The sequence below is a fragment of the Streptomyces sp. NPDC006458 genome (assembly GCF_040612135.1).
In the GTDB taxonomy this organism is placed as follows: Bacteria; Actinomycetota; Actinomycetes; order Streptomycetales; family Streptomycetaceae; genus Streptomyces.
On record NZ_JBEXPR010000016.1, the window covers coordinates 121225 to 141235 of the forward strand.

Genomic DNA, 20011 nt, shown 5'->3' on the forward strand with positions numbered 1-20011 from the left:
AGCGACCTGTGGGATACACCCGGACTGACTGGTCCGAGCACTACAACGGCGGGCGAGGCTTCCGGCGGCTCGGGGACGAGGAGAAGAGCCTGCTCGTAGAGCATGCCCCGGCACCCGAAGGGGGGCGCGCGCTCGACATCGGCTGTGGGACCGGCGAGATGTCCGTCTACCTCGCCTCGATCGGCTACACCGTCGACGGCGCGGACTTCGCCGAGGGCGCGCTCGAGCGGGCTCGCGCAGAGCACGCCGGGGTGGAGGGGGTGCGCTGGCTGAGCCTGGATGTCGAGCGCGACGACCTGGCCGCTCTCGACGAGGACGGCTACGACCTGATCGTGCTGCGGCTGTGCATCGCGTTCATCCGCGATCGCGCCCGTGTCCTTCGCCGTCTGGCCGCCCGGCTGCACGAGGGTGGGGTGCTGGTCATCATCACGCCGATCGTGGAGAACACGCCGGAGGAGCGGCGCCACATCGCCTTGGACGAGAACGAACTCGCCGCGCTCACCGACGGGTTCGAGGACGTTGAGCAGTTTGACGCGGAGGGCCTGGCGGTGCTGGTCCTGCGCGGACCGGCCGGATCGTTCAGCGCGGAGGAGAAGCTGCGGCCCGAGCCGCAGGCCGTCTTCGGTGCCGCAGTGGTGGTCACCGACACGTTCGGCCGGGTTCTGCTGGGGCGCTCAACCCGGGGCATGTGGGAGCTACCGGGCGGCCGCATCGAGACAGACGAGGCCGCACCAGCGGCCGCCGTGCGGGAGCTGAACGAGGAGACCGGGCTGACGGCGCGCGTGGAGGACGCTCACGTCATCACCGTGCTGCACGACGACCGCCTGGATGTACGCCGCGTCACCGCCGTGGTCCGCATCTCCCGCTGGGACGGTGAACTCGCTCTGCCCGAGCCACACCGCTTCGTACGCTGGGAGTTCCACGACCTGAACACCTTGGTGACCCTCGGAAAGATCTTCGCGCCCAGTACCCTGGCTCTGACCGCGGTGTGGCCCGGGGTGCTGCCGGGGCTCCCGCCGGTCCATTCCTACGCGTGCTCCGCCGCCGTCCCTCCGGTGCCCGGGGAGCCAGCCGAGGCGGTCCGGCTGCGCGAGCGGATGGCGGACATCGTGATCAGCAAGGGCTGGGCGCCCTCGCCGCAGGTCCAGGCCGCGTTGCGTGAGGTGCCCCGGCACCGGTTCGTCCCGGAGACCCGGCTGGAGACGGCCTACCACGACGACCTCGCCGTGGTGACGGTCCGGGAGTCGCCCCAGACTGCGCTCAGCTCCGTCTCCGCGGCCTGGCTGCAGGCTGACATGATCGAGCAACTCCGGCTGGAGCCTGGGATGACCGTGCTGGAGGTCGGCTCTGGCGGATACAACGCGGAACTCCTGGCCCACGTCCTCGGGGAACGCGGGCGCGTGGTGACCGTGGAGGTCGACCCGTACGTGGTGCACCGGACGCAGCGGCTGTGCGCGGAGGCGGGCAGCGGTCGGGTCACCGCCGTCCTCGGCGACGGCCGGCTTGGCGCGCCGAGCCACGTCCCGGCCAACGGGTTCGACGGGATCGTGATCACGCACAACGCGTCCGACATCGCACCAGCATGGCGAGAGCAGCTTGCCGAGGGGGCCCGGTTGGTCGTGCCGCTGGAGATGGGCGGCTACACCCGCTCCCTCACCCTGGTCCGGCGCGGCGACGTGCTGCACTGCGAGCACTGGACGTACTGCGGTTTCGTGCGGGACCGCGGTGCGGCCGCCCGTACCGCCCCCGCCGTGCGGCTGGCCGACGGCAAGGTCACGGTGCGGTGGGAGGACGGGACGCCCGCCGACACCGCCGGTCTCGACGAGGCTCTGCGCGGGCCCCGGCACGAGCGCTCCACGGGCCTGGTCGTCCGGGGGATCTTCAACTTCGAGACGTTGCAGGTCTATGCCGCGACGACCCTGCCGGGGTTCTGCCGTCTGTCCGCGCCGAAGGGGTCCACGTTCGTGGAGCAGCAGGACGCGGCCGCGATCCTGGCGGACGGCTCGCTCGCCTACTTGACCTACCGGAAGGTCAGGGATGCCCCGGAGCCGGCCGACCGCATGACGGAGTTCTTCATCCACGCCTACGGCCCAGCAGCGGAAGAGGTGGCAGAGCGCTTCGCCGAGTGCGTGCGCGTCTGGGACCGCGAGGTGCGCGAGAGCGGCTATCCGCCGATGACCGTCCACCCGGCCGCAACGCCCGACGACCAGCTGCCGCCCGGCGACGTGCTCGACAAGCCCAGCGCACGGCTTGTCCTCCAGTGGCGGGGCCGGACCCCCGCCGGCGCACTGAGCCTCTCGACCGCAGGGGGACAGCGTGCCTGACTACGACGAGTTGATCCCCGAGAAGGCGGCGTCCTCCACGATGCCGTCCCTGCTCGGCGTGTTCGCCCATCCCGACGACGAGAGCCTCCTCGCCGGCGGTGTCCTCGCCCAGCACGCCGCCGCGCACGCGCGCACCGCCGTCGTCACCATGACGTGGGCGCCCGACAGTCCGCGGGCTTCCGAACTCGCCGACGCCTTGCGGGCGCTCGGCGCGGGCGCCCCTCGCATGCTCGGATACGGCGATGCCCGCAACCCGCAGGCGGCTCCCGGCCGTCCCCGGCTCGTCGACGCGCCACTCGACGAGGTGGTCGCCGCCCTGGTCCAGCAGATCCGCTCGTTCCGCCCCGACATCGTGGTCACGCACGACGCCCTGGGCCAGCTGACCGGTCATTCGGACCACCGCCGCACCCACCAGGCCGCTCTCCTCGCCGCTCAGGAGGCGGGGCTCCCGCACCTTCACCCCGAGGCCGGCAAGCCCTGGCAACCGCGCGCCGTGTACTGCGCCACGCACCCCGAGTCCGGTGTCGGCGAACTCGGGCCGCTGCTGGAGTCCGTCGGCAAAGCCGCGCTCGCGGTGCCGGACGCGTACGCCACCACCACCGTCGACGTCTCCCCCTGGCTGGAGCAGAAGTGGCGCGCGATCCTCGCGCACCGCGGTGAGGTCGCACGCGAGCGGCCACTGCCCGGCATCCTCGCCCGCCTTCCCGAAGCCGACCGCACCCAGATCATCCAAACCGAGTACTTCACTCGCCTCACCCCCGGCCCCACAAAGGGCGACTCCGCCGCGCTAACCATCTGACACCGCAGCCCCGTGCCGACCACCCTTCACCGCCCACGAGCAAGCACTCACCGATCGGAGAGAGATGACGACGACTTCTGCACCCGACGAACGCCCCAGTGTGGCCAGGACATTGCGGCTGGCAGTCGCACAGAGCACGGTGCCGGAAGACCCCACTGATCGAGGAGCACTGCGGGCGGCCGGGCAGGAGATCCGGGCCCTGATGGTTGAGGCCGCCGAGGCTGGTGCGCGGTTGGTGCAGTTCCCCGAGGGGGCAGTCACCTATCCGAGCAAGCACGTGATGGCGGCGGGCCCGGCGGGCGAGCTGGTGCCGGCTGATTGGAGCCGTGCCGCGTGGGATGTCCTGCGCGAGGAAGCGGAGTCGATCACCGTCCTGGCGGGAAGGCTTGGCCTGTGGACGGTGTTCGGATCGATCCACCCGCTCACACCGCCGAACCGACCGCACAACAGCCTCTACATCGTCTCCGACCGCGGCCAGCTGGTCGCACGGTACGACAAGCGGTTCCTGTCGCACACCGAGGTGTCCTACTTGTACTCCCCAGGACACCAGCCGCTCGTCGTCGAGGTGGACGGGATTCGGTTCGGCTTCGCGCTGTGCATCGAGGCCAACTTCCCGGAGGTGTTCGCCGAGTACGAGCGCTTGGACGTCGACTGCGTCCTGCTGTCGGTGATGGTCGACGACGCGCCCCGGGCCCGTGTCGCCCAGGCGTACGGGACGCTCTACAACTACTGGCTCGGCTACTCCATCCCGGCCCAGTTCAGCGCTACAGTCCCGTCCGGGATCGTGGCGCCCGGCGGAAGGTGGCTGGCGCGCTGCGCCGCAGACGGACATCCTGCCCTCGCGATCGCGGACATCGACCTCGACTCGCAGGACGAAGACATCGACCTGGCCGTTCGCTGCGCCCGCCCGTGGCGGCGCACTGCGCGAGCCGGACTCTACGAGGGACGGACCCCCGTCGGGGATCCCCGCAGCGATGCACGCACAGCGTTCTGAGACCGCCCTACTGCCAGATTCCCTCGGCATCCCCACGGGCCCCTCACCAGCCCGTCACCGAACTCGCCGGCCCGGCTGGCCCGAGTCAGTAGTCAGGGCGAGGGTCTGGGGGTTGTCGTCGGTGGTGGCGGCAAGCAGGTCGCGTTGCCAGTTAAGGCAGGCGGGGAAGAGCGGGCCCCGCGCCGTCGGATCAGCGGTCAGGGTTTTGGCACCGGAGGAACTCCCGGGCTCCGCGGAGGCGGGTGGCCAGGTATGCCTGGGTGACCCGGTTGTCGAGGTGGACGCGGAGTCCACCAGGGAGGCCGCTGTCGGCGCGAAGGCCGGTCGGCAACAGCGATGCGTCAAGGCCGTCCCGCTGCGCAATGAGGATGCCGAGTTCGTGGCGAGTGACGGCGTCCGGGCCGGCGAGGTGAAAGACGCCAGCCGCATCGGACAAGGTGAGCTCCCACAGTGCGGCGGCCAGATCGCCGACGTGGACTGGGCATCGGACATCGTCCGTGAACAGGGCCCCGTCCCGCGTGCCGGCGGCCAGGGCGTGCACCATGCGTTCGTGCTCGGACTGGCCATCGCCGATGATCAGCGAGGTCCGTGCGACGACGGTGCCGTCCAGGAGCCGCACGGCGGTCTCGGCCGCCGCCTTCGCCGCCCCGTACGGCGTTACCGGGTCGGGTAGACACGTCTCGTCGTACAGGTCGTGGCGGCGGCCGGAGAAAACGGCGTCACTCGAGACGTGGACCAGGCGGATGCCCCGTTGAGCCGCGGCTTGGGCCAGGCGCATCCCGCCTTCGGCCGTGACTCCCCACTCGGATCCGCCACTGCTCGCGTTGACGACCGCCGTTGGGCTGACCGCATCCAGGACCTCCCGCAGGCTCGCAGGGTTGCGCAGGTCAAGGCGGTGCCACGTCACTCCGGCGATCTCGCCGGGGTGTGAGTGGAAGGTGGCGGCCGTCTCCCGGCCCGCTGCACGTCCCTGGCGGGCCAGCTCAGCGCCCAGGAACCCGCTGCCGCCCACAATCAGTACCGTCATGCTTTCCACGCTAGGACAGCAAGGTCCGTCCTGAGGCCGAACCGTCTGTGCCGTCCTGGTGGCGAGGTCATCCACACACCACCTCGGGTGATCCGTCGTCGGGCCAGGTCGGGCGGTACGGGTCATCGATGATCCAGCCCCGCCATGCGGTGTCGCGGAGCTCGCCCGTGCTCTCGTCGACCACCCCCTCGGGCACCAGCCGCAGCCGCGGCCTGGCGGAGCGACGACGCTCGACGGCGTGCTGCGTCCGTGCGGTGAGCCACTGCCGGTAGGAGCGCCGCTGATCGCCGTGCCGTTTACGGCGCCGTGCCCCCAGGCCGGCAGTGCCTCGGGCGAGGGCGACTTGCTCGAGCTGGTCGGCATCGGGACGAAGGCCTTCGTCGGCGGCCAGGTGGTGAGGCAGGTAGACCAGGCCGTCGGCTTCCTCGGCGAGACCGTCCTCGACGAGCTTGTCCACGCGGCGGCGCACCGTGGTGCGATGCAGGCCGGTCGCCGCGGCCAGGTGCGCAACGTCGGCTCCGTCCAGCGGGTCGAGGGCGGCGAGGATCCGGGCACCGGACGTGCCGTGGGCGTAGTGGTGACAGGCGTCGGTACCCATCACGGCGCCCAGCGCGCGGGTGCTCACCTCAAGCCCGTGGTGCACGTCCGGGACACTCCCTGCCCCCCTCTCCCCCGGGGGCTGGACGGTGTCCCGGGCGCGCACACGACTCCTGATCTTCAGGCTCTGTCGGGGGGATTCGCAGGGACCAGGTCGAGCTGTGCTCCCCGGTGCCGGCCGCGACCAGGAGCAGCCACCGGGCCGCACGCAGGCGGGCGTTGCTCGCTTCCACGGTCGAGCGGGCGCAGCCCATCAGCTCGGCCATCTGCCGTACCGAGACCTCGTGCTCGAGTCCGCCGGCCTGTTCGGCCAGCTGCAGTCGCGCGGTGAGGTTCTTGAGGTCGGTGCCGCCGCCGGGCCCTGGCCATACGACGGCTTCCACGGCGGCCCGCAGGCGGGCGATCGCCACCATGGCATCGGCCCGGCACACGATCGCGCCCGAAGTGCCCACGAACGCGCGCGCCTTGTCGAGCATCCCGGCGAGCTTGCCCTCGGCGTACCGCTCCCCCTTGCGCGAGCGCAGGGACCGCGCCCAGGCGCCGCCCACCATCGGGCGCAGCACCAGGGCCTCCCACCACTGCGCGAGGGTCCACTCCCGGCCGGGCTGGGAGACCGCGACCGCCAGGGCCATCGTCAGCCGGTAGCCGGAATCGGCGGCCGTCCTGCCCGCGTACCGGCGTTCGGTGTCGCCCTCCAGCAGCAGTCGGCGCGCCCGCCCCGACAGACCCGGCAGCCCTTCCACCCACTCGGTCAACGACGGCCGCCGAACAGGCTGGTGCGCGACGGCGCGTACGGGACGGTTCATGCCCCCACCCCCGCCTGCCCCCCGCTGCCACCCGCCGTCGAGCCCGGCAAGGCCGGGGGCCGCCGTACGGACACGGCGCGCTCCGACGGCGCGGGGCGGATCAAGCCACGGACCTGAGCGGCCGCCTGCGCATACCAGTCCGGTTTGGCATCCGCCTCGGCCACCGGCCGGGCGGCCCGCAGCGTACGCAGCCGGTCGTCCAGGAGTGCGTGCGCCGTGTTGAACCGGGCCGTCTGGGCAGCCTCTTCAGCGGCCTCGCGGGCCTCATCGAGGCTGCCGTGGAGGTGGCTGCGCCGCATCTCGGTGGCGAAGACCTTCTCGTACTCGGCCTCGGCTTGCGGCTGGTAGGCGAACCGGCTGACAGCCCGGCGCCGCAGTGCGCCCAGCTGGAGTTCCGCGGCCAGCCGCGCCGCGAGCGCCACCGACTCGGCGAAGACGCCTCCGCCCGCAGCGAGCAGGTCCGTCACCGCCTGGTCGACCGCGCCCCGCATGTCCCGCTCGGTCCGGCGAACGGCATCAAGCCGGTATGCCTCACCGCCCATGCCCCAGGTGGCCACCGCCACGTCGACGGCCTCGGCCACCAGTTCCTCGACGCGGCGCTCGTCGCGGCACCGGCCGCACAGACCGGCTGTCTCCGGTTTCCCGCACACCGTGCAGGCAAGCGCCTGCCGGGCGGCCTCCTGGGCCGCGTGCCGGGCCCGTTGCTCGGTCCACACCCGCTCACGGGCGTGCCGCTCCTGGACGGTCTGCTCGCGGCGTGCCGCCGCCGCGGCTGCCTCGCGCTGCCAGCACGCGTTCAGCTCCGCCTCGAACACCGGCCGGTTGACCCGGCCGTCGGCCAAGCTCTCCGTCGCCTTGGCGAAGGCGCGGGAGCGCAGCGCCCGGCCGTCCAGGACCAGCATCTGGCAGGCGGCGCAGTCGGCCCGGGTGTCCATCCGCCGTCCGTCGTCACACCGGCCGTCGGGACACACCGCCCGGCGCGGCAGAGCACGGCCGACCAGCCAGCCCACAGGGTCGGTGACCGGCACCGTGCCCTGCTCAGTCAACCGGCGCTTGAGCCGCTCCCGCAGAATCCGCTCGGCATCCACCTGCGGACCGCACGCCCCCGAGATCTCGCCGAGCCGCGCCCGGACCACCTTCGTGACGTACCGCCGCGTCGTCAGCCGGTCCAGCCGCCCCCACACCATGGCCACCGGCTCCAGCACACGCTCCAGCCCCTTGGGCACCTGAGCCCACACCGGCGGCGGCCCCCCCGACGCATCCCGCCACGCCTGAAGCGTCGACACCGCGGCCGACGAACCCGACTCCCCCTCCGCCAGCAGCAGATCAGGTTTCTCCCCGCGAAGCGGGTCGGCCCCGCCGTCGACGACCGTCACGTCAACGTGGAGACCATCCTGCGACGCCGCGGAGTTCCCGCCCTCGCACGCGCGTACCGGCTGACGGCAGTACCCCGACGCGGCTTCGCCGGAAAACCCGAGACCTCCAGCACCCTCACCACGTACATCAGCCACAACAGCGTGGTCGGCGTGAGGGTCTGCAGCAGCACGACTCGCCTCGAACGTCTCAAAGACGGTCTGACCTGCGAAAAGATCGCTGCCAGCGTCGTCGAGATCCCTGGGTGCAGTTCCGGAACCCTCCTCGGCGCCCTCAACGTCATCCCAGGACAGCTGCCGCCACCCATCGCCTTCCACCACAAGGACGTCGGCCTCGTCGTGCCCGGCACACCGAACGCAGCGCGCCGCATCACCGGCGGCCGAATCAGCAGATGTGGAGCTCTCGAGCTCGGCAGTGTCCGGGACCGCGGCCGCGGACCCATGGGCGGCCGCCACCGCCGGCACCACAAGTCGACCCGGTGCGACCGCCACCGCTTCCGCTGCCACGAGCCGACCCAGCACCGTCGCGGCCACCGGCACACGGCACCCCAGCATCCGCGCCAGCGTCACCGCCTCCCGGCCATGCCGAGCCACCGTCTTCGCCAACGGACCACCGACCAACGGCACCCGCCCGTCCGGCCGTGCATGCAAGGCCAGCAGAACCAGAGCCAGCCGATCCGACGCCGCACCCCTCCCCCGCCGCCCCTTCTTCACCAGCAGACCAGGAGGCGTGGCGCACTGCTCACCCCAACCCGGAGCGAACAACCCCTCCAGGAGCCGCAGCAGCGTCGCCAACTCGGCCTTCGACAACCCCAAGGGTGCGCCGACGTCGTTTCGGGCCTCCCACAGAGCCTCCACTCGATACTCGACACCGGTCGGCAGACCGTCGCCGCCCCGCAGCACACGTGCGGCGACAGCATCAACCTCACGGAGAACGCTGAGCACTTCGTGGTCGACGGTCGACTCCGACACCCCGAGCCAACGACCCAGCTCCCGTGCCGTGATCTCAACGCGGCACCTGCCGTAACTGGCCTTCGCCATCAACACGAGGATGCCGAGACGCACAACATCCTTGCGGCCGGCGAGCTTGGGATCGGCAAGCAGAGCGCGGACGGCCGTCAACAGCCGGAACTGCATGCCGCGCCCCAGCTGCAGTGGATGGCTCGGTGAGACGGAGGCCGCCGATGAGGAGTGCCTCGTGGGACCAATGGTCTTCTTTGTACTGGAACGGGCGTTATCTTCCCGCGACGCGGAGGAGCCAGATTTTGGCAATGGAAGACTAGCCCTATGGCTGGCGGCTATGATCTGCTCCAGAACTGCATAGGGATGAAGGCACAACGCAACCGACCGCTCGACCGATGGACGGAGAATTCCTGGTCAGCGGGGGTGAAGTTGAGATCCGCTTGAGGGCGGAAGGGTCAGGTCAGGTTGCCGTTGGCTTCTCCTCCCCTTGCGGCATGCGGGTGGCACCGCAGGCTGCAAGTGACGCCGACCAAGTCGGCTCGATGTGGCAGACACGGAAATGCTCGAGGTGGCGACCCCGAGCGGTGGTGATGGGTGACTTGGCGAAGTCACCCGGTGAGGCGACCCGTTGGGTCGCCTTTTCGCTTTTGCCCAGAGCCTGAAGACCGCGGTGTGACCGTGGCGACGGTCCCAGCGTGGATCCCGCCGAGGCATGGCGTGCCTCGAACCGGCTCGAAGCCCGTGAGTTCAGAGTCCCCACAGGCCGGCATCCGGCGAGAAGAGCGCGAGCCCGACTCTCCGGAACCACCCCATGCATCACACCAAACATCACGGGGCACACACTATCCTTAAATGGATCTGCTTGAGGCTGAACCTTTGGAGCGTGTCTAGTGGCAAGGTTTTCGGAACGGCCCTGGCCGTCACAGCCTGGCGCGATGCCTGGTGTGGAGGAGCAGGACCTCCGGACGTTCGCCGCGTACGAGCCGGATCTACTTCGGGGGCGCCAGCTCCGCCTGTCAGCCGAACTTGCTGCAGAGGTTGCCGAAGTGGACCGGCTGGTTCGTGCCTTCAACGACGCCGCGCCGACCAGCCCCCATTTGGAGTCTCTGGCCCGCTTCCTTCTCCGATCGGAGGCGGTGGCGTCCTCGCGCATCGAAGGCGTGGTGGCTTCCGCCCGAGCAATCGCCCACCTCGAGTTGATGCTTGCAACCAAGGCCGGCGATGATCAGCGCACCCACCGCGGCATCAGCGACAGTGCACGCGAGGTGGTTAACAACGTTCTGGCTCTACGCCGCGCTGTCACTGCGCTGTCAGAGACCGAGGCGGTAACGGTTGACGACATCAACGGCCTGCAAGCCGCCCTGATGGTGGAAACAGAGCAAGACGAGTCATCGGGTTTCCTCAGGACCGTTCAGAACTGGGTCGGTGGCAACGCCTACGGGCCCCACGGAGCGGAGTACGTGCCACCCACCCCTGAAGCGGTAGGTCCTCTCATGGACGATCTCGCCGCCTTCATCTCTGAAGATCACCCACTGCCTCTCGTCCAGGCCGCGCTAGTGCACGCGCAGTTCGAGACGATCCACCCCTACCACGATGGCAACGGTCGAACCGGGCGGGCCCTGATTCACACGGCACTCGCTAGGCAAGGCCTCGCGGTTGGACATGTCCTGCCGATCTCCATGTCTCTCTTGGCTCATGCTCGCGAGTACATCGCCGGCCTCAACGCGTTCCGATACGTGGGTGAGCCCGACAGTTCCGCCGCGGCCGTCGGCGTCGATGCGTGGATTCGTGTGTTCCTGGCCGCTACTCGCGATGCCGTCGCAGAAGCTCGGCGCTTCACCGACGAGCTAAGCCAGATGCGCAGGGCCTGGTATGCGAAACTTGCCCACTACAGGGAGGGCCAAGGACTCCGTGGGCAACCCCGAAAAGGTGCTGCAGTCGTGCGGTTGATGGAGCAGCTCCCTGGCGTGCCGATTGTGACCGCGAGGGCTACGCAGTCGTTGCTCGGCATCTCCTTTGTCTCGGCCTCGAACGCCTTGGAGGAGTTGGCTGGGGCCGGGGTCGTGCAGGTAAAGGAGGTGGAGCGCGGGACGCGTGCCTACTTGGCCACCGACGTGCTCGACTTGATCAACGGCGCCGAGCGCCGACTGACGTACACGAAGTGGGATCTTCCCGAGCTCGACGCGTGGGTGTGACAGTTTCCTTTAACCCGATGCGGCCCCGGTTAAAGGTAAAAGTGACTCTCGGTAGCGAAGGGATTGCCCGATGGGGCTCCCGACGCGCCTGGGCAGTGCACCGGCAGGCACTCGGCCCCCGCCCCACAGATTGAGGGCGGGGGCCGAGAGAGAAGCAGGCGGACTGAGTCCGACGCTTACTGAATCGTCGTGACCAGGTGCTTCTGGAAGAACTCCGACAGGTGCGTACGCTCACCAGGCAGGCCGGCTACGTACTCAGCAAGACAGGCACTGACGATCTCGAAGGGCTTCGCCTGGATCCCCTGGATCGAGTCCATGAGGTCCATCATGCGGGTGAGGCGAGCGTTGACATCTTTTCGCAGGGAGCACACGGGCCGGTAGTTGTCCATGTTGGCGCTCTCGGGATCGCTGAGGATGTACCTGCGGTAGGCAAGACCCTTCTGGGCGAGCTGCCACACGTAGTCCCGCTCGTCTTCCATGGCGTCCATGTCGATGCCATCCGGATCGAGCGGCCGCAGCACCGGCTCCAGCGCGGCATCGACGTAGTGCGCCGGAGTGAGCTTCGGACGCTGGAGCGTCAACATCTTCAAGAGAGCCATGTCGGCAGTGCGCTGGGTGCCAACCTGGTCTGCAGTGAGGCCGTAGAGGTTGATGTTGCGATTCTCGAACGGAACGGCGTTCAGCTGAGAGGCGCTGTACACGGTCAACAGCGAGGCATAGCCCGGTGCTTGCTGTGACAACTCGACCATCGCTTGCTCATTGCGCTGGCGCGGTTCGTCCGGGTTGAACGGCTCGGCGGGCCTCCGTCGGCCAGGCCGCCGGGCGGGAAGCCCGGACAAGGAAGCTGAAGCGCGCAAGGCAGGTGCCGCATGCCGGTCAACCCTGGCCAGCTCCGCCAATCGCTCGGTGGGAGCTTCCTGAGCCTCGGCTGCGGGCCGACTGGGGACGCCCTCCAACGACAGGGGGTCACTTACTGATCCGGCGCTCGGCTCCCCCGACCCGTGCACCGCCTCCCGCCCATTCTCAGCGGAATCCCTGCCGGGGTGCTCAGGCTCACCGCGGAGAGCGGCGGGACCGGGTACCGGAGCCGAAGGCACGGTGACACGGCTAGTAGTGGACGAAGGCTCAGGCCCGTCGGCAATAGGGCCGCGCTCCGTCTCTTCGCCCTGCTGCGGAGGGACAACAGCCTTAGCAGCGGTCGGTTTCGCCGCCGTCGGCGGCACGAAGGCCCGGATCGGACGGAAGTCGTCCTCGTCTTCGTCATCGTCGTCGCCCCCGAGGTTCAGGTCGGGAACGATGAGATGCTCTTTCTTGTCCGCTGCCTCGCCCCGTTTGGCGTTCGCCTTGGGCCCGGTTCCATTGCCCGTCGTGCCGGCGGTGGACTTACTCATGACGCTCCCTGCATCTGCTTCTCACGGAGTTCGGCGTTGCGCTGGCGCACCCGGGTGATCACTCCTCGTGCCAGGTTCGAGTAGTCGTCCGCGAGATTGACGGACGATTGTGCATCCACGTAGCGCCCGTTCTCGTCCCGAGGCCGGGGAACCAACTCGCCGTTCTCGTCTCGAAGTTGGCCAGTAGCCGCCAGCGCGAACTCGCGGGCGGGGCGACCGTGGTTGCGGCACAAGGTAGCGATGGAGCGGGCATCGCGTACGTACTCGTCCAGAATCAGTCCAGGGTCCATGCCAGCGTCTGTAAGCAACTTCTCGATCTTGGCACGAACGTTGGTCAGCTCCGTGGTTGCCTCGCCCTTGACCTTTCGGAAACCCAGGAAGGCGATCGCGGTGAGCTGCGCCTCAGGGTTGAGACGACGGTTGGCGCGAATAAGCCGGGTGACGGTGGACAGACCTCGCAGAGCAGCGTTGTCCGTGTTGTGAATGGGCGACACGAGATGAGTGGACGCTGCCAGGCCAGCTCGCTGGATGGCCTTGTCGCCCGGTGAGAAGTCGAGCACGATCCAGCGGTACAGGTGGGAGATCTGTGCCAGAAGAAGAGCCAGCAGGAGGTAGGCGGCGATGGCGTGAGTGTCGGCGAGCTTGTTGATGCGACCGGCGATGTCGGAGCAGTGCTTACCCGAGATCGTGGCATCCAGGAACGGCCGAACGTTCTTGACGACCTTCAGGGGGCCGTCGTGCGTGATTGCATCACGGAGGGCCTTCCCGTGGTCATTGAAGACCGTTGCGTCCAGACCCAGGTCGGTCCTTCCGTCCCCGTTGGCGTCGATCTCCATGTATAGGACCGGTAGGGCGGACTTCCCTTGGCTGTGACGGTTGGCTTGTTCCTCAGCCAACATGTAGGCCAGGTTGGTGGCCAAGGTCGTCTTTCCCTCGCCGCCCTTGCCGATGGTGGAGCCGATGACGTTCCGCAGGTATGGGCGCAGTTGCTCGACGAGCGCCGCGAGCATGGCGTCATCTGACATGTCGTCGAACTCGGCGATCGCGTCGAGGCGACTCTGCAGTTCGTTGTACTCGTAAAGTTCCAAGGCTTCTCCGCCGTCGCGAGATGGTCACGAGAACCACGCGCTGGCTAGCCCACAGTGGATGCTCTGATCCGCAATCGGCCCGCGTGTCCCTTCATGCTCGGGCGTGACCATACACGGGGCAGCAAGCTCGTGTCACGTCACGTCACATCGACGTGGCTTGCGGCGTGTTGCGACCCACAAGATCATTCTTTACCTTCCGTATTTCTCACCCCTAGGAGCCTGGAAATGCCAGCAATGTATTGACCCAAACTCTGTTTATGCACGCAGAGTATTTCGAAGACAGGTGATTATGGAGCCCTGGACCTGCCTAGGTGAGTATCGGAGTGAGTAAGTGAGTGATGTATGTGATTTTGTGAAACATGCAGGTCAGAGCCCACTTTGCCGTTTCTTGAAGGTTGGCTGGATGGCGGGAGGATGAGCTCAGGCGAGACGTGACGTCTTGTTTGGGCGGCACTCTGGCAGGTGAGCCGAGAAATTCTGTGAGTGAGGAACGGTCAAGCGGCGACGCAGCGCCTAACTCGCCGATGCTGTTGGGTGAGCTTCGCCGGTCGCCTCGAATTTCTTCACTGCCGGGGGGAGCGGTTCGTTGATGACTGCGCCTAGGAATTTGCGACTTGCAGATCCCAGGGGCTGGCAGCCACTCACATGCGTCGGCCGGTCGTGGCCGCCGTCCACCTTGTGCTGCCGTACGCGTTCAGGCTGCGGCCTGTTCTGGTTGCCCGCCGGGCAGCGGTGTTCGCGGTCCTGTGGGCGGGGACTTCGGGGTCGACGCCTTCGGTCCCTGGTCTGGAGACGGACCTCGACGCTGAGCTGGGCGGTGGCCGGCTTCGGGTTGTGCACCGTCGTCTCGGCGTTGGTCGTTACGGTGGCGATCGTGGGGTCCGCGGCGAACGCCTGCCGTCGGCACGTCGGTTGCGGCCGGTGGCGGCGGCTGAGCAGCCGGTGCTGCGTGAGCTCTTGGATGCTGCAGGCCAATGACGCGCAGGCTGTTCTGCGTGACGGGCACGTGCAGCTGCACGCGGCGGCCCACGCGTTGTGTGCCGCCGGCGGCGGGGGAGCGGCCGGTGGCAGGGCGGCGCAGGTCCGTGACCGATTCGAAGCGGCTAGCCGGCAGAAGAAGCTCTTCACCGCCTCCGGACGGGACTTTCGCTCGGTGTCTGAACGGCAGAGAGCCCGGTCCGCGCTGAACAGCGCGGACCGGGCTCTTGCGTGAGTGAAGGGGCGGACGCCTGGTGGAGGTTAGGGCGGGGTGTCGTCGTAGACGAGGTGGGCCAGGAGGAGGACCTCGGGGCGGCTGAGGAGGTCGTCGGGGTCTCCGTGGGTCCGGTACAGGGCGAGTGCTGTGTCGGCGAGGGTGAGCAGCTCGGTGCGGGAGAAGTCGTCGTCGATGTCCGGGGCGCTGGGGAGGCCGCTGTCGAGGGCCTCCGTGCTGCTCGCGAGGCGCTCCAGCAGCAGCGCGGCTTCGGGCGGCACGACCGGCTGGGGAAGGGGGTGGGCTTGGCTCAGGGTGAGGCAGGTGCGGGCCAGTGTCACCAGGTCGGAGTCGGTGAGATCGCAGCGGGCGAGGGGCACGAGCGAGGATCCGGAGAGGCCGAGCAGCCGCCACAGCCCTTGCGGTGCCCGGTCGTCGGTGGCCGGCTCGGCGGGGCCCGGGTCGTCGTCGCCCAGGGTTGTGGCGGTGAAGCGCAGCCAGAGTCGCCCGTCGCCGGTGTGCATGTCGAGGGTGTCGGGGTGGGTGCTGCCGACGTGGCCGGCGGGCCGGGCGCGCAGGAGGCGACGGGCGGCCAGGAGGACGTCCAGGCCGGGCAGTTCCCGGTGGTCGGGGTCGGCGGGTTGCGTCCAGCCGGTTTCGGTGCGGACGCGGACGGTGTAGTCGGCGTTGGGGTCGATCAGCTGGCGTGCGTTGGCGTAGGCGCGGTCGGGGGTCATGCTGGGGTCTCCTCGGCGCCGGTGCGGTGCTCGTGTTCGCCGCTGTTGTTCACCTCGACGAGCAGCAGGCCGGCCTCGTCGCGCTGGTCCTCGATGTGGATGTAGGGGACGTCGGTGGCGGGGCCCCATTGGGCGCGCCGGCGGATGAGGACGCTGACGCCGAAGACCTGGATCTCGTATACGTCGCTGGGGGTGTTGTCCTCGGGGGAGGCGTCGACCACGGTGATCGACGCGTCGCGGATGCGGTGGAGTTCGGGGTCGGCCATTGAGGTTCCAGGGGTCGTCGGCGCGGGGGTGGGGGAGTAGGTGGCGGGGTCGAGTGCGACGAGGGCGTCGGCGATGGCCGAGGCCAGGTGGGAAGGGACGAGGCTGGAGTTCTGCAGCAGCGCGAGCTTGCCGTGCGGGGTGTCGGCGCGGTCGATCGCGTCGAGCTGCTCCCGGTCCTCGGTGTCGTCGGACGCCCACTGCTGGGCTTCGGCGAGGAGGGCGTCGAGGAGGGCGGCGGCTGCGTCTGTGGGGTTCATGAGGGGCCTTGGGTTGGGGTGCCGGGCCCTGCGGGCCCGGCACCGGAAGGGCGTGGGGTGATGTCAGGGCTTGTCGGGGAGGAAGTGGACGAGGCGGATGGGGGTTTGTGGTCCGCGCTCGTTGAAGGTGCCGACACAGCCAGAGCAGGTCGCCAGGCGGGGATCTGCCGCGATGGGCTGGAGGGACTCGGCGCCGCACAGGGTCCAGCCCCTGTTTGGAGGAGCCAGCGGGGCGGTGAGGGCGCCGGGCTCCCAAGTGGTGGGGTCGGTCGTGGCCGCGATGCACGCTTCCGTGGTGGGGACGGGCGGGGCGTTGCGGACGGCGTCGGCGAGCCGGAGGAGGAGGTCGAGCACCTTGTCGCGGTTGCCGTAGAGGGCGATGCCGTCGGTGCTGTCGTAGACGGCGGCGACGATCTCGCCGGGCTCGACGAGGGCGTCGTCGGAGGTGAAGCCGGGGTAGAGCAGGACCGGTGTGGCGTTGGCGGAGACCCACTCGAATTCGGTGTTGCCGAGCATGGGAGAGCCCTTCAGGTGCGGGTGCGGGACAAGGGGGAGAGGGCGCCCGGCGCGGAGCCGGGCGTGCGTGGTTGTGGGTGAGGTCAGGGGGTGACCGGCTCGACGTGCTCGACGGTGTCGTCGAGCCAGGCGTCGTCGTCGCGGGCGAACTCCTCGTACGCGCGCTGCACGGCGTGGCGGTGGGTGTCGACGGGGAACGTGCACGCCCAGTTCGCGCTGTTGGCGAACGCAGGCCGGGTGAGGGCATCGACGGCGGCCTGGTCCTCGTCGTCGATCGGGTGGGACGCGGTGATGCTGAGGGTGGTGTTGTCTTTCGACCAGCGGCCGATCAGCAGAGTGGACATGGCGTGGCTCGCCTTCGTGGCTGCCCCGGGAGCCGGTGGTTCACCGGGCCCCGGGGACGGTGAGGTTCAGGAGGCCAGGACGACGCGGATGTGTTCGCCGTAGCCCGGCTCCGACCACCTGGTGAGGGAGTCGAGGGCGGCGGCGATGTCCGCGAAGCGGTCCCGGTCGCGGAATCCGCCGGTGACCTCTTCGGCCCTGCCGCCGTACATCTCGGTGACCTCCGCGCCGCGCCAGCCGGGTCCGCCCCAGTAGTCGAAGACCACGGCGTCGGGCATCGGGGCGTCGGGGCCGTAGTGCTGGAGCAGAGCGCGGCGCAGTGCGGCCCATCGGCGCTCGGTGTACATGCACGGGTGGAGGTCGCCGACGGGCTTGCCCTTGCGGCCCCATCCGCAGCCCTTGCAGTAGCGCTGCCCCCGGTTGTTGTAGGTGGGGCAGGCCGGGTTGCCGCAGCGCCACAGGTAGCCGGCCTGTCGTGCGAGTTCGTGGATGAGCTGGGTCTGGGGTTCGTCGGCACAGGTCACGAGGCGGGATATGACGGCGCTGGCAACTTCGGCTTCGGTCATGGGAGTTCTCCGGAAGAGGGCGTGGGGGAGCGGCGGTGCGGCTCCGAGAGGTGTGTGGGGTGGAGGGAACGTCATCCTCAACACGGTCAACATTACATATTGGAACGCGAATACGCAACAAAAAGGGGAGGGGTGAGCCCCCCGGAGTCACCCTCAGGGGAAGCGATCCACTGTGCCCGTTCTCGGCGGATTACGGGGGCATTCGAGATACCGCCGCTCAGGCCGGGAGCGAGGACGCGTACTGATCGCGGCCCGGAGCCGCCTCAACCGCCCCCGCGCGCTGCACATCGCGGGGGTGGCCGCCGGTCGACTTGGTGGTCAGGAAAGGCAGACGACGCCGAGGTGAACGGTCTGGCCGCACGGCAGGCTTCCCCGCCCGTCCAGTCCGCTGTCGGTGCGCCATGTCCGGACCTGCTCCAGCCCTGCGCCGGCGGCTGCGGCGACGCTCTCCAGGTCGTCGCCGCACGCGGCTGTCGTCAGCAGCCGGACCGTGAAGTCCTGGCCGTCGTCGTCCACCCACAACTGGGCCCCCGGCAGCAGCTCTTGGTCCAGTGCGGCCGTCCACGGGGCCAGCGTCCGCAGCAGCCCGGCCGCCGCCGACGTCGACGTCGCGCGGAGCCTGGGCGCGGCCCCGCGCACCGGAGTGTCCACAGCGGCGACCAGGACCACTTCGTCTTCCAGATCCGCCGTGATCACACCGTCGTGACGGTCGTCCGCCCGCCCGGCGACCTCGCCGCCCGTCGCCGATGCCAGCCGCGCCATGCTCACCGAGGCGGCCGGCCTTCTCGCGCATACCTCCACCTGCACGTCCCGCTCGCTCATGCACAGCCGGACCGGCTCCAGCGGGCCGCAGCCATCCAGCAGGCGGGCAACTGCTTCCACGCAGCGAGCCAGGGAGAGTGACATGGCCGCCATTCTCGCCTCCGCCAGGCCGAGGCGCTGCGTTGTCCGGCCAACGGGCGGCCCGCCCGACCAGCCCGCCTGACGCCGGGCAGGTGCCCGGTCGGCGGTCAGCTGCCCGCGGCGGCCGCCGGCCGGGTGTCGGTGACCGGCCTGAGCCACGGCACCGCGTCGTGGGCGTAGCTCTGGAACGCCGGGACGAGGTCCAAGGAGTCGTCCAGGGCGCTGAAGGTGAACGCGATGCTCGTGGCGCCGTCGTCCAGGGCGCACAGCTGGCTCCCGCAGTCGGGGCAGCGCCCGCGCCGTGTCTCCTGCGGGTAGGTGTAGAACCAGACCGGCTCCCGGCCAATCCACACAAGACCCGCCAGGGGGAAGCAGACCCATGACATCACCGGGCCGCCGCTCAGTTTCTGGCAATGCCGGCAACTGCACAGGTGGGGCGCGTCAGGAGCATCGGGCACCTCGAAACGGACGGCCCCGCACAGGCAGCCGCCCTGGCGTACGGCGGACGACGACGAAGAAACGGTGGTGGTCACGGGCTGCTCCCAGGATCGAAGACCAGCAGCGCGAACGTACGTGCTGCTCACGTACACCTCTACCGATCGGGCAGCAGTTCGGTTGCTGTCTTGCGGGCCGGTTCACCAGGACGTGTCTCTTCGGCTGAAATCCGCTGCGGGAGGCAGGCGTTACGAGCTGCGCCAGTCTTCAGGGAGGACCTCGTCGTACCAGTCGTCGGGGAGCGCGAGCAGCGCACCGGCCTACTCGACGTCTAGGTGCCAGCTTCGGGCGTGAACGAGCAGCCTGCTCGTCAGGCGGTTACGGCCCGCACGCCGACGCCGAGCGCCCGGTAGCGGCCTTCGTGCCCGAAAACCGGTTGGTGAAGGCCACGGCCTCTCCCGTCGACGCCTGCTCCCGGATTGCCGGGGCAGCTGCGTAGGCGTCGTCCATCGTGGAGAAGGCGGCGGAGCGGCCGTACCCGAACCCCAGATCTCCACGAGGAAGGGGTCGGCGGGGGAACCTTGATCCGTTCAGGAGGAAGGAAACAGGGACATTACGCGACGCTGCCGACGGCATGTCCGGAGACGTGCCAGTCCCACAACTGGTGGGCGCTGTCCAGGCTGGGGCACCAGGTGACCTTGCGTCCATTGCGACAGATTTCGCCGGCACCCGGCGCGCACCGGCACACCACCCGGAACTGCCCGGCGCGCGCGGTCACGACCGCCTGCACGATCCGGCCCACGTGCGTGCCATGGACGACATCCAGGCGGATGGCCGCGGCGAGCTGTTCCGCCGTGACCACCTCCAGTCGGTCGACCGAGTCCAGCGCCTGGCAGACACCGCCGTCAGGGAGCGTGTACGACTTCACCGCCACCCACTGCCCGAGCCGGACCACGGCGCCGACCACTGCGGCCCGCTCCTGCTCGGGGTAGCGCTGCATGACCAGGTCGCCCCGCCGGATGTGAGGGGCATCCGCCAGACGCTGGAGCGCGCTCACCGAGACCTTCGCGCTGACGCGGTCCTCGAGCCGCGCGGACTCCACGGTCCACACACCCGGACCCGGCCCGGGCTTCATCAGCTCCCACTCGCCCGGCCGGCCCTCGACCTCCACGATCTCACCGGCACTGAACATCCCGCCGTCCGGCGGAGCGTCGGGGGTCCAGAGCATGGCCTGATTAG

At 69.4% G+C, this 20011-nt stretch carries 18 protein-coding genes; 4 read left to right on the top strand and 14 right to left on the bottom strand.

Going from position 1 to position 20011, the window contains the following annotated elements; all coding sequences use genetic code 11:
- Positions 1-8 precede the first annotated feature (8 nt).
- From fxlM to ABZZ79_RS22520, 3 genes are all read left to right on the top strand, one after another.
- Entirely contained in the window at positions 9-2324 is a 2316-nt protein-coding gene (gene fxlM, locus ABZZ79_RS22510) for a methyltransferase, FxLD system (RefSeq protein ID WP_356691325.1), read from the top strand.
- 40 nt (positions 2325-2364) lie between these two features.
- Positions 2365-3123, top strand: coding sequence for a PIG-L deacetylase family protein (locus ABZZ79_RS22515; protein WP_356691450.1), 759 nt, complete (start codon positions 2365-2367; stop codon positions 3121-3123).
- A gap of 64 nt (positions 3124-3187) precedes the next feature.
- Positions 3188-4117, top strand: coding sequence for a carbon-nitrogen hydrolase family protein (locus tag ABZZ79_RS22520; protein WP_356691327.1), 930 nt, complete (start codon positions 3188-3190; stop codon positions 4115-4117).
- A 190-nt stretch (positions 4118-4307) separates the two neighbouring features.
- On the opposite strand, the gene ABZZ79_RS22525 is transcribed toward ABZZ79_RS22520, so the two are convergent.
- From ABZZ79_RS22525 to ABZZ79_RS22540, 4 genes are all read right to left on the bottom strand, one after another.
- Positions 4308-5144 (bottom strand): sugar nucleotide-binding protein, encoded by an 837-nt coding sequence (locus ABZZ79_RS22525; protein WP_319656493.1) that lies wholly within the window; start codon positions 5142-5144, stop codon positions 4308-4310.
- A gap of 67 nt (positions 5145-5211) precedes the next feature.
- The gene (locus ABZZ79_RS22530; RefSeq protein WP_319656488.1) at positions 5212-5787 is read right to left on the bottom strand and encodes a MarR family transcriptional regulator; all 576 of its coding nucleotides are present in this window, start codon (positions 5785-5787) and stop codon (positions 5212-5214) included.
- Positions 5771-6547: a hypothetical protein gene (locus tag ABZZ79_RS22535; protein WP_356691329.1), complete on the bottom strand. Its 777-nt coding sequence runs from the start codon at positions 6545-6547 to the stop codon at positions 5771-5773. The genes ABZZ79_RS22530 and ABZZ79_RS22535 overlap by 17 nt, the downstream gene beginning before the upstream one ends.
- On the bottom strand, positions 6544-9057 hold the full coding sequence (locus tag ABZZ79_RS22540; protein ID WP_356691331.1) for a hypothetical protein: 2514 nt from the start codon (positions 9055-9057) through the stop codon (positions 6544-6546). Before ABZZ79_RS22540 ends, ABZZ79_RS22535 begins: the two co-directional genes overlap by 4 nt.
- Positions 9058-9827: 770 nt before the next feature.
- Between ABZZ79_RS22540 and ABZZ79_RS22545 the strand changes: the two genes are divergently transcribed.
- Positions 9828-11078 carry a Fic family protein gene (locus tag ABZZ79_RS22545; RefSeq protein WP_190148894.1) on the top strand — a complete coding sequence of 417 codons (1251 nt, stop codon included), beginning with the start codon at positions 9828-9830 and terminating at the stop codon, positions 11076-11078.
- 176 nt (positions 11079-11254) lie between these two features.
- Here ABZZ79_RS22545 and ABZZ79_RS22550 read toward each other — a convergent pair whose 3' ends face one another.
- The 10 genes from ABZZ79_RS22550 to ABZZ79_RS22595 form a co-directional block, all read right to left on the bottom strand.
- On the bottom strand, positions 11255-12469 hold the full coding sequence (locus ABZZ79_RS22550) for a hypothetical protein (RefSeq protein WP_356691333.1): 1215 nt from the start codon (positions 12467-12469) through the stop codon (positions 11255-11257).
- A complete protein-coding gene (locus tag ABZZ79_RS22555; RefSeq protein ID WP_356691335.1) occupies positions 12466-13557 on the bottom strand; it encodes a ParA family protein in 1092 nt (363 codons plus the stop codon). The genes ABZZ79_RS22550 and ABZZ79_RS22555 overlap by 4 nt, the downstream gene beginning before the upstream one ends.
- 1239 nt (positions 13558-14796) lie before the next feature.
- Entirely contained in the window at positions 14797-15486 is a 690-nt protein-coding gene (locus ABZZ79_RS22560; RefSeq protein ID WP_356691337.1) for a hypothetical protein, read from the bottom strand.
- Positions 15483-16010, bottom strand: a complete 528-nt coding sequence (locus tag ABZZ79_RS22565; RefSeq protein WP_356691339.1) for a hypothetical protein — start codon at positions 16008-16010, stop codon at positions 15483-15485. The genes ABZZ79_RS22560 and ABZZ79_RS22565 overlap by 4 nt, the downstream gene beginning before the upstream one ends.
- Before the next feature lie 63 nt (positions 16011-16073).
- Positions 16074-16526: a hypothetical protein gene (locus ABZZ79_RS22570; RefSeq protein ID WP_356691341.1), complete on the bottom strand. Its 453-nt coding sequence runs from the start codon at positions 16524-16526 to the stop codon at positions 16074-16076.
- 83 nt (positions 16527-16609) lie between these two features.
- A complete protein-coding gene (locus ABZZ79_RS22575) occupies positions 16610-16870 on the bottom strand; it encodes a hypothetical protein (RefSeq protein WP_356691343.1) in 261 nt (86 codons plus the stop codon).
- A gap of 66 nt (positions 16871-16936) precedes the next feature.
- Positions 16937-17434 carry a hypothetical protein gene (locus tag ABZZ79_RS22580; protein ID WP_356691345.1) on the bottom strand — a complete coding sequence of 166 codons (498 nt, stop codon included), beginning with the start codon at positions 17432-17434 and terminating at the stop codon, positions 16937-16939.
- A gap of 318 nt (positions 17435-17752) precedes the next feature.
- The gene (locus ABZZ79_RS22585) at positions 17753-18340 is read right to left on the bottom strand and encodes a hypothetical protein (protein ID WP_356691347.1); all 588 of its coding nucleotides are present in this window, start codon (positions 18338-18340) and stop codon (positions 17753-17755) included.
- A gap of 104 nt (positions 18341-18444) precedes the next feature.
- Positions 18445-18870, bottom strand: coding sequence for a GFA family protein (locus ABZZ79_RS22590; RefSeq protein ID WP_037830062.1), 426 nt, complete (start codon positions 18868-18870; stop codon positions 18445-18447).
- 515 nt (positions 18871-19385) lie between these two features.
- Positions 19386-20000, bottom strand: coding sequence for a hypothetical protein (locus tag ABZZ79_RS22595; RefSeq protein ID WP_356691349.1), 615 nt, complete (start codon positions 19998-20000; stop codon positions 19386-19388).
- Between the last annotated feature and the right edge of the window lie 11 nt (positions 20001-20011).

Bases quoted from the DNA above. Each gene is read 5' to 3' on its own strand.
- ABZZ79_RS22575 (WP_356691343.1), bottom strand. From the start codon at position 16,870: ATGTCCACTCTGCTGATCGGCCGCTGGTCGAAAGACAACACCACCCTC.
- ABZZ79_RS22550 (WP_356691333.1), bottom strand. From the start codon at position 12,469: ATGAGTAAGTCCACCGCCGGCACGACGGGCAATGGAACCGGGCCCAAG.
- ABZZ79_RS22565 (WP_356691339.1), bottom strand. From the start codon at position 16,010: ATGAACCCCACAGACGCAGCCGCCGCCCTCCTCGACGCCCTCCTCGCC.
- ABZZ79_RS22535 (WP_356691329.1), bottom strand. From the start codon at position 6,547: ATGAACCGTCCCGTACGCGCCGTCGCGCACCAGCCTGTTCGGCGGCCG.
- ABZZ79_RS22570 (WP_356691341.1), bottom strand. From the start codon at position 16,526: ATGCTCGGCAACACCGAATTCGAGTGGGTCTCCGCCAACGCCACACCG.
- ABZZ79_RS22515 (WP_356691450.1), top strand. From the start codon at position 2,365: ATGCCGTCCCTGCTCGGCGTGTTCGCCCATCCCGACGACGAGAGCCTC.
- ABZZ79_RS22525 (WP_319656493.1), bottom strand. From the start codon at position 5,144: ATGACGGTACTGATTGTGGGCGGCAGCGGGTTCCTGGGCGCTGAGCTG.
- ABZZ79_RS22560 (WP_356691337.1), bottom strand. From the start codon at position 15,486: ATGACCCCCGACCGCGCCTACGCCAACGCACGCCAGCTGATCGACCCC.
- ABZZ79_RS22520 (WP_356691327.1), top strand. From the start codon at position 3,188: ATGACGACGACTTCTGCACCCGACGAACGCCCCAGTGTGGCCAGGACA.
- ABZZ79_RS22540 (WP_356691331.1), bottom strand. From the start codon at position 9,057: ATGCAGTTCCGGCTGTTGACGGCCGTCCGCGCTCTGCTTGCCGATCCC.
- ABZZ79_RS22595 (WP_356691349.1), bottom strand. From the start codon at position 20,000: ATGCTCTGGACCCCCGACGCTCCGCCGGACGGCGGGATGTTCAGTGCC.
- ABZZ79_RS22580 (WP_356691345.1), bottom strand. From the start codon at position 17,434: ATGACCGAAGCCGAAGTTGCCAGCGCCGTCATATCCCGCCTCGTGACC.
- ABZZ79_RS22585 (WP_356691347.1), bottom strand. From the start codon at position 18,340: ATGTCACTCTCCCTGGCTCGCTGCGTGGAAGCAGTTGCCCGCCTGCTG.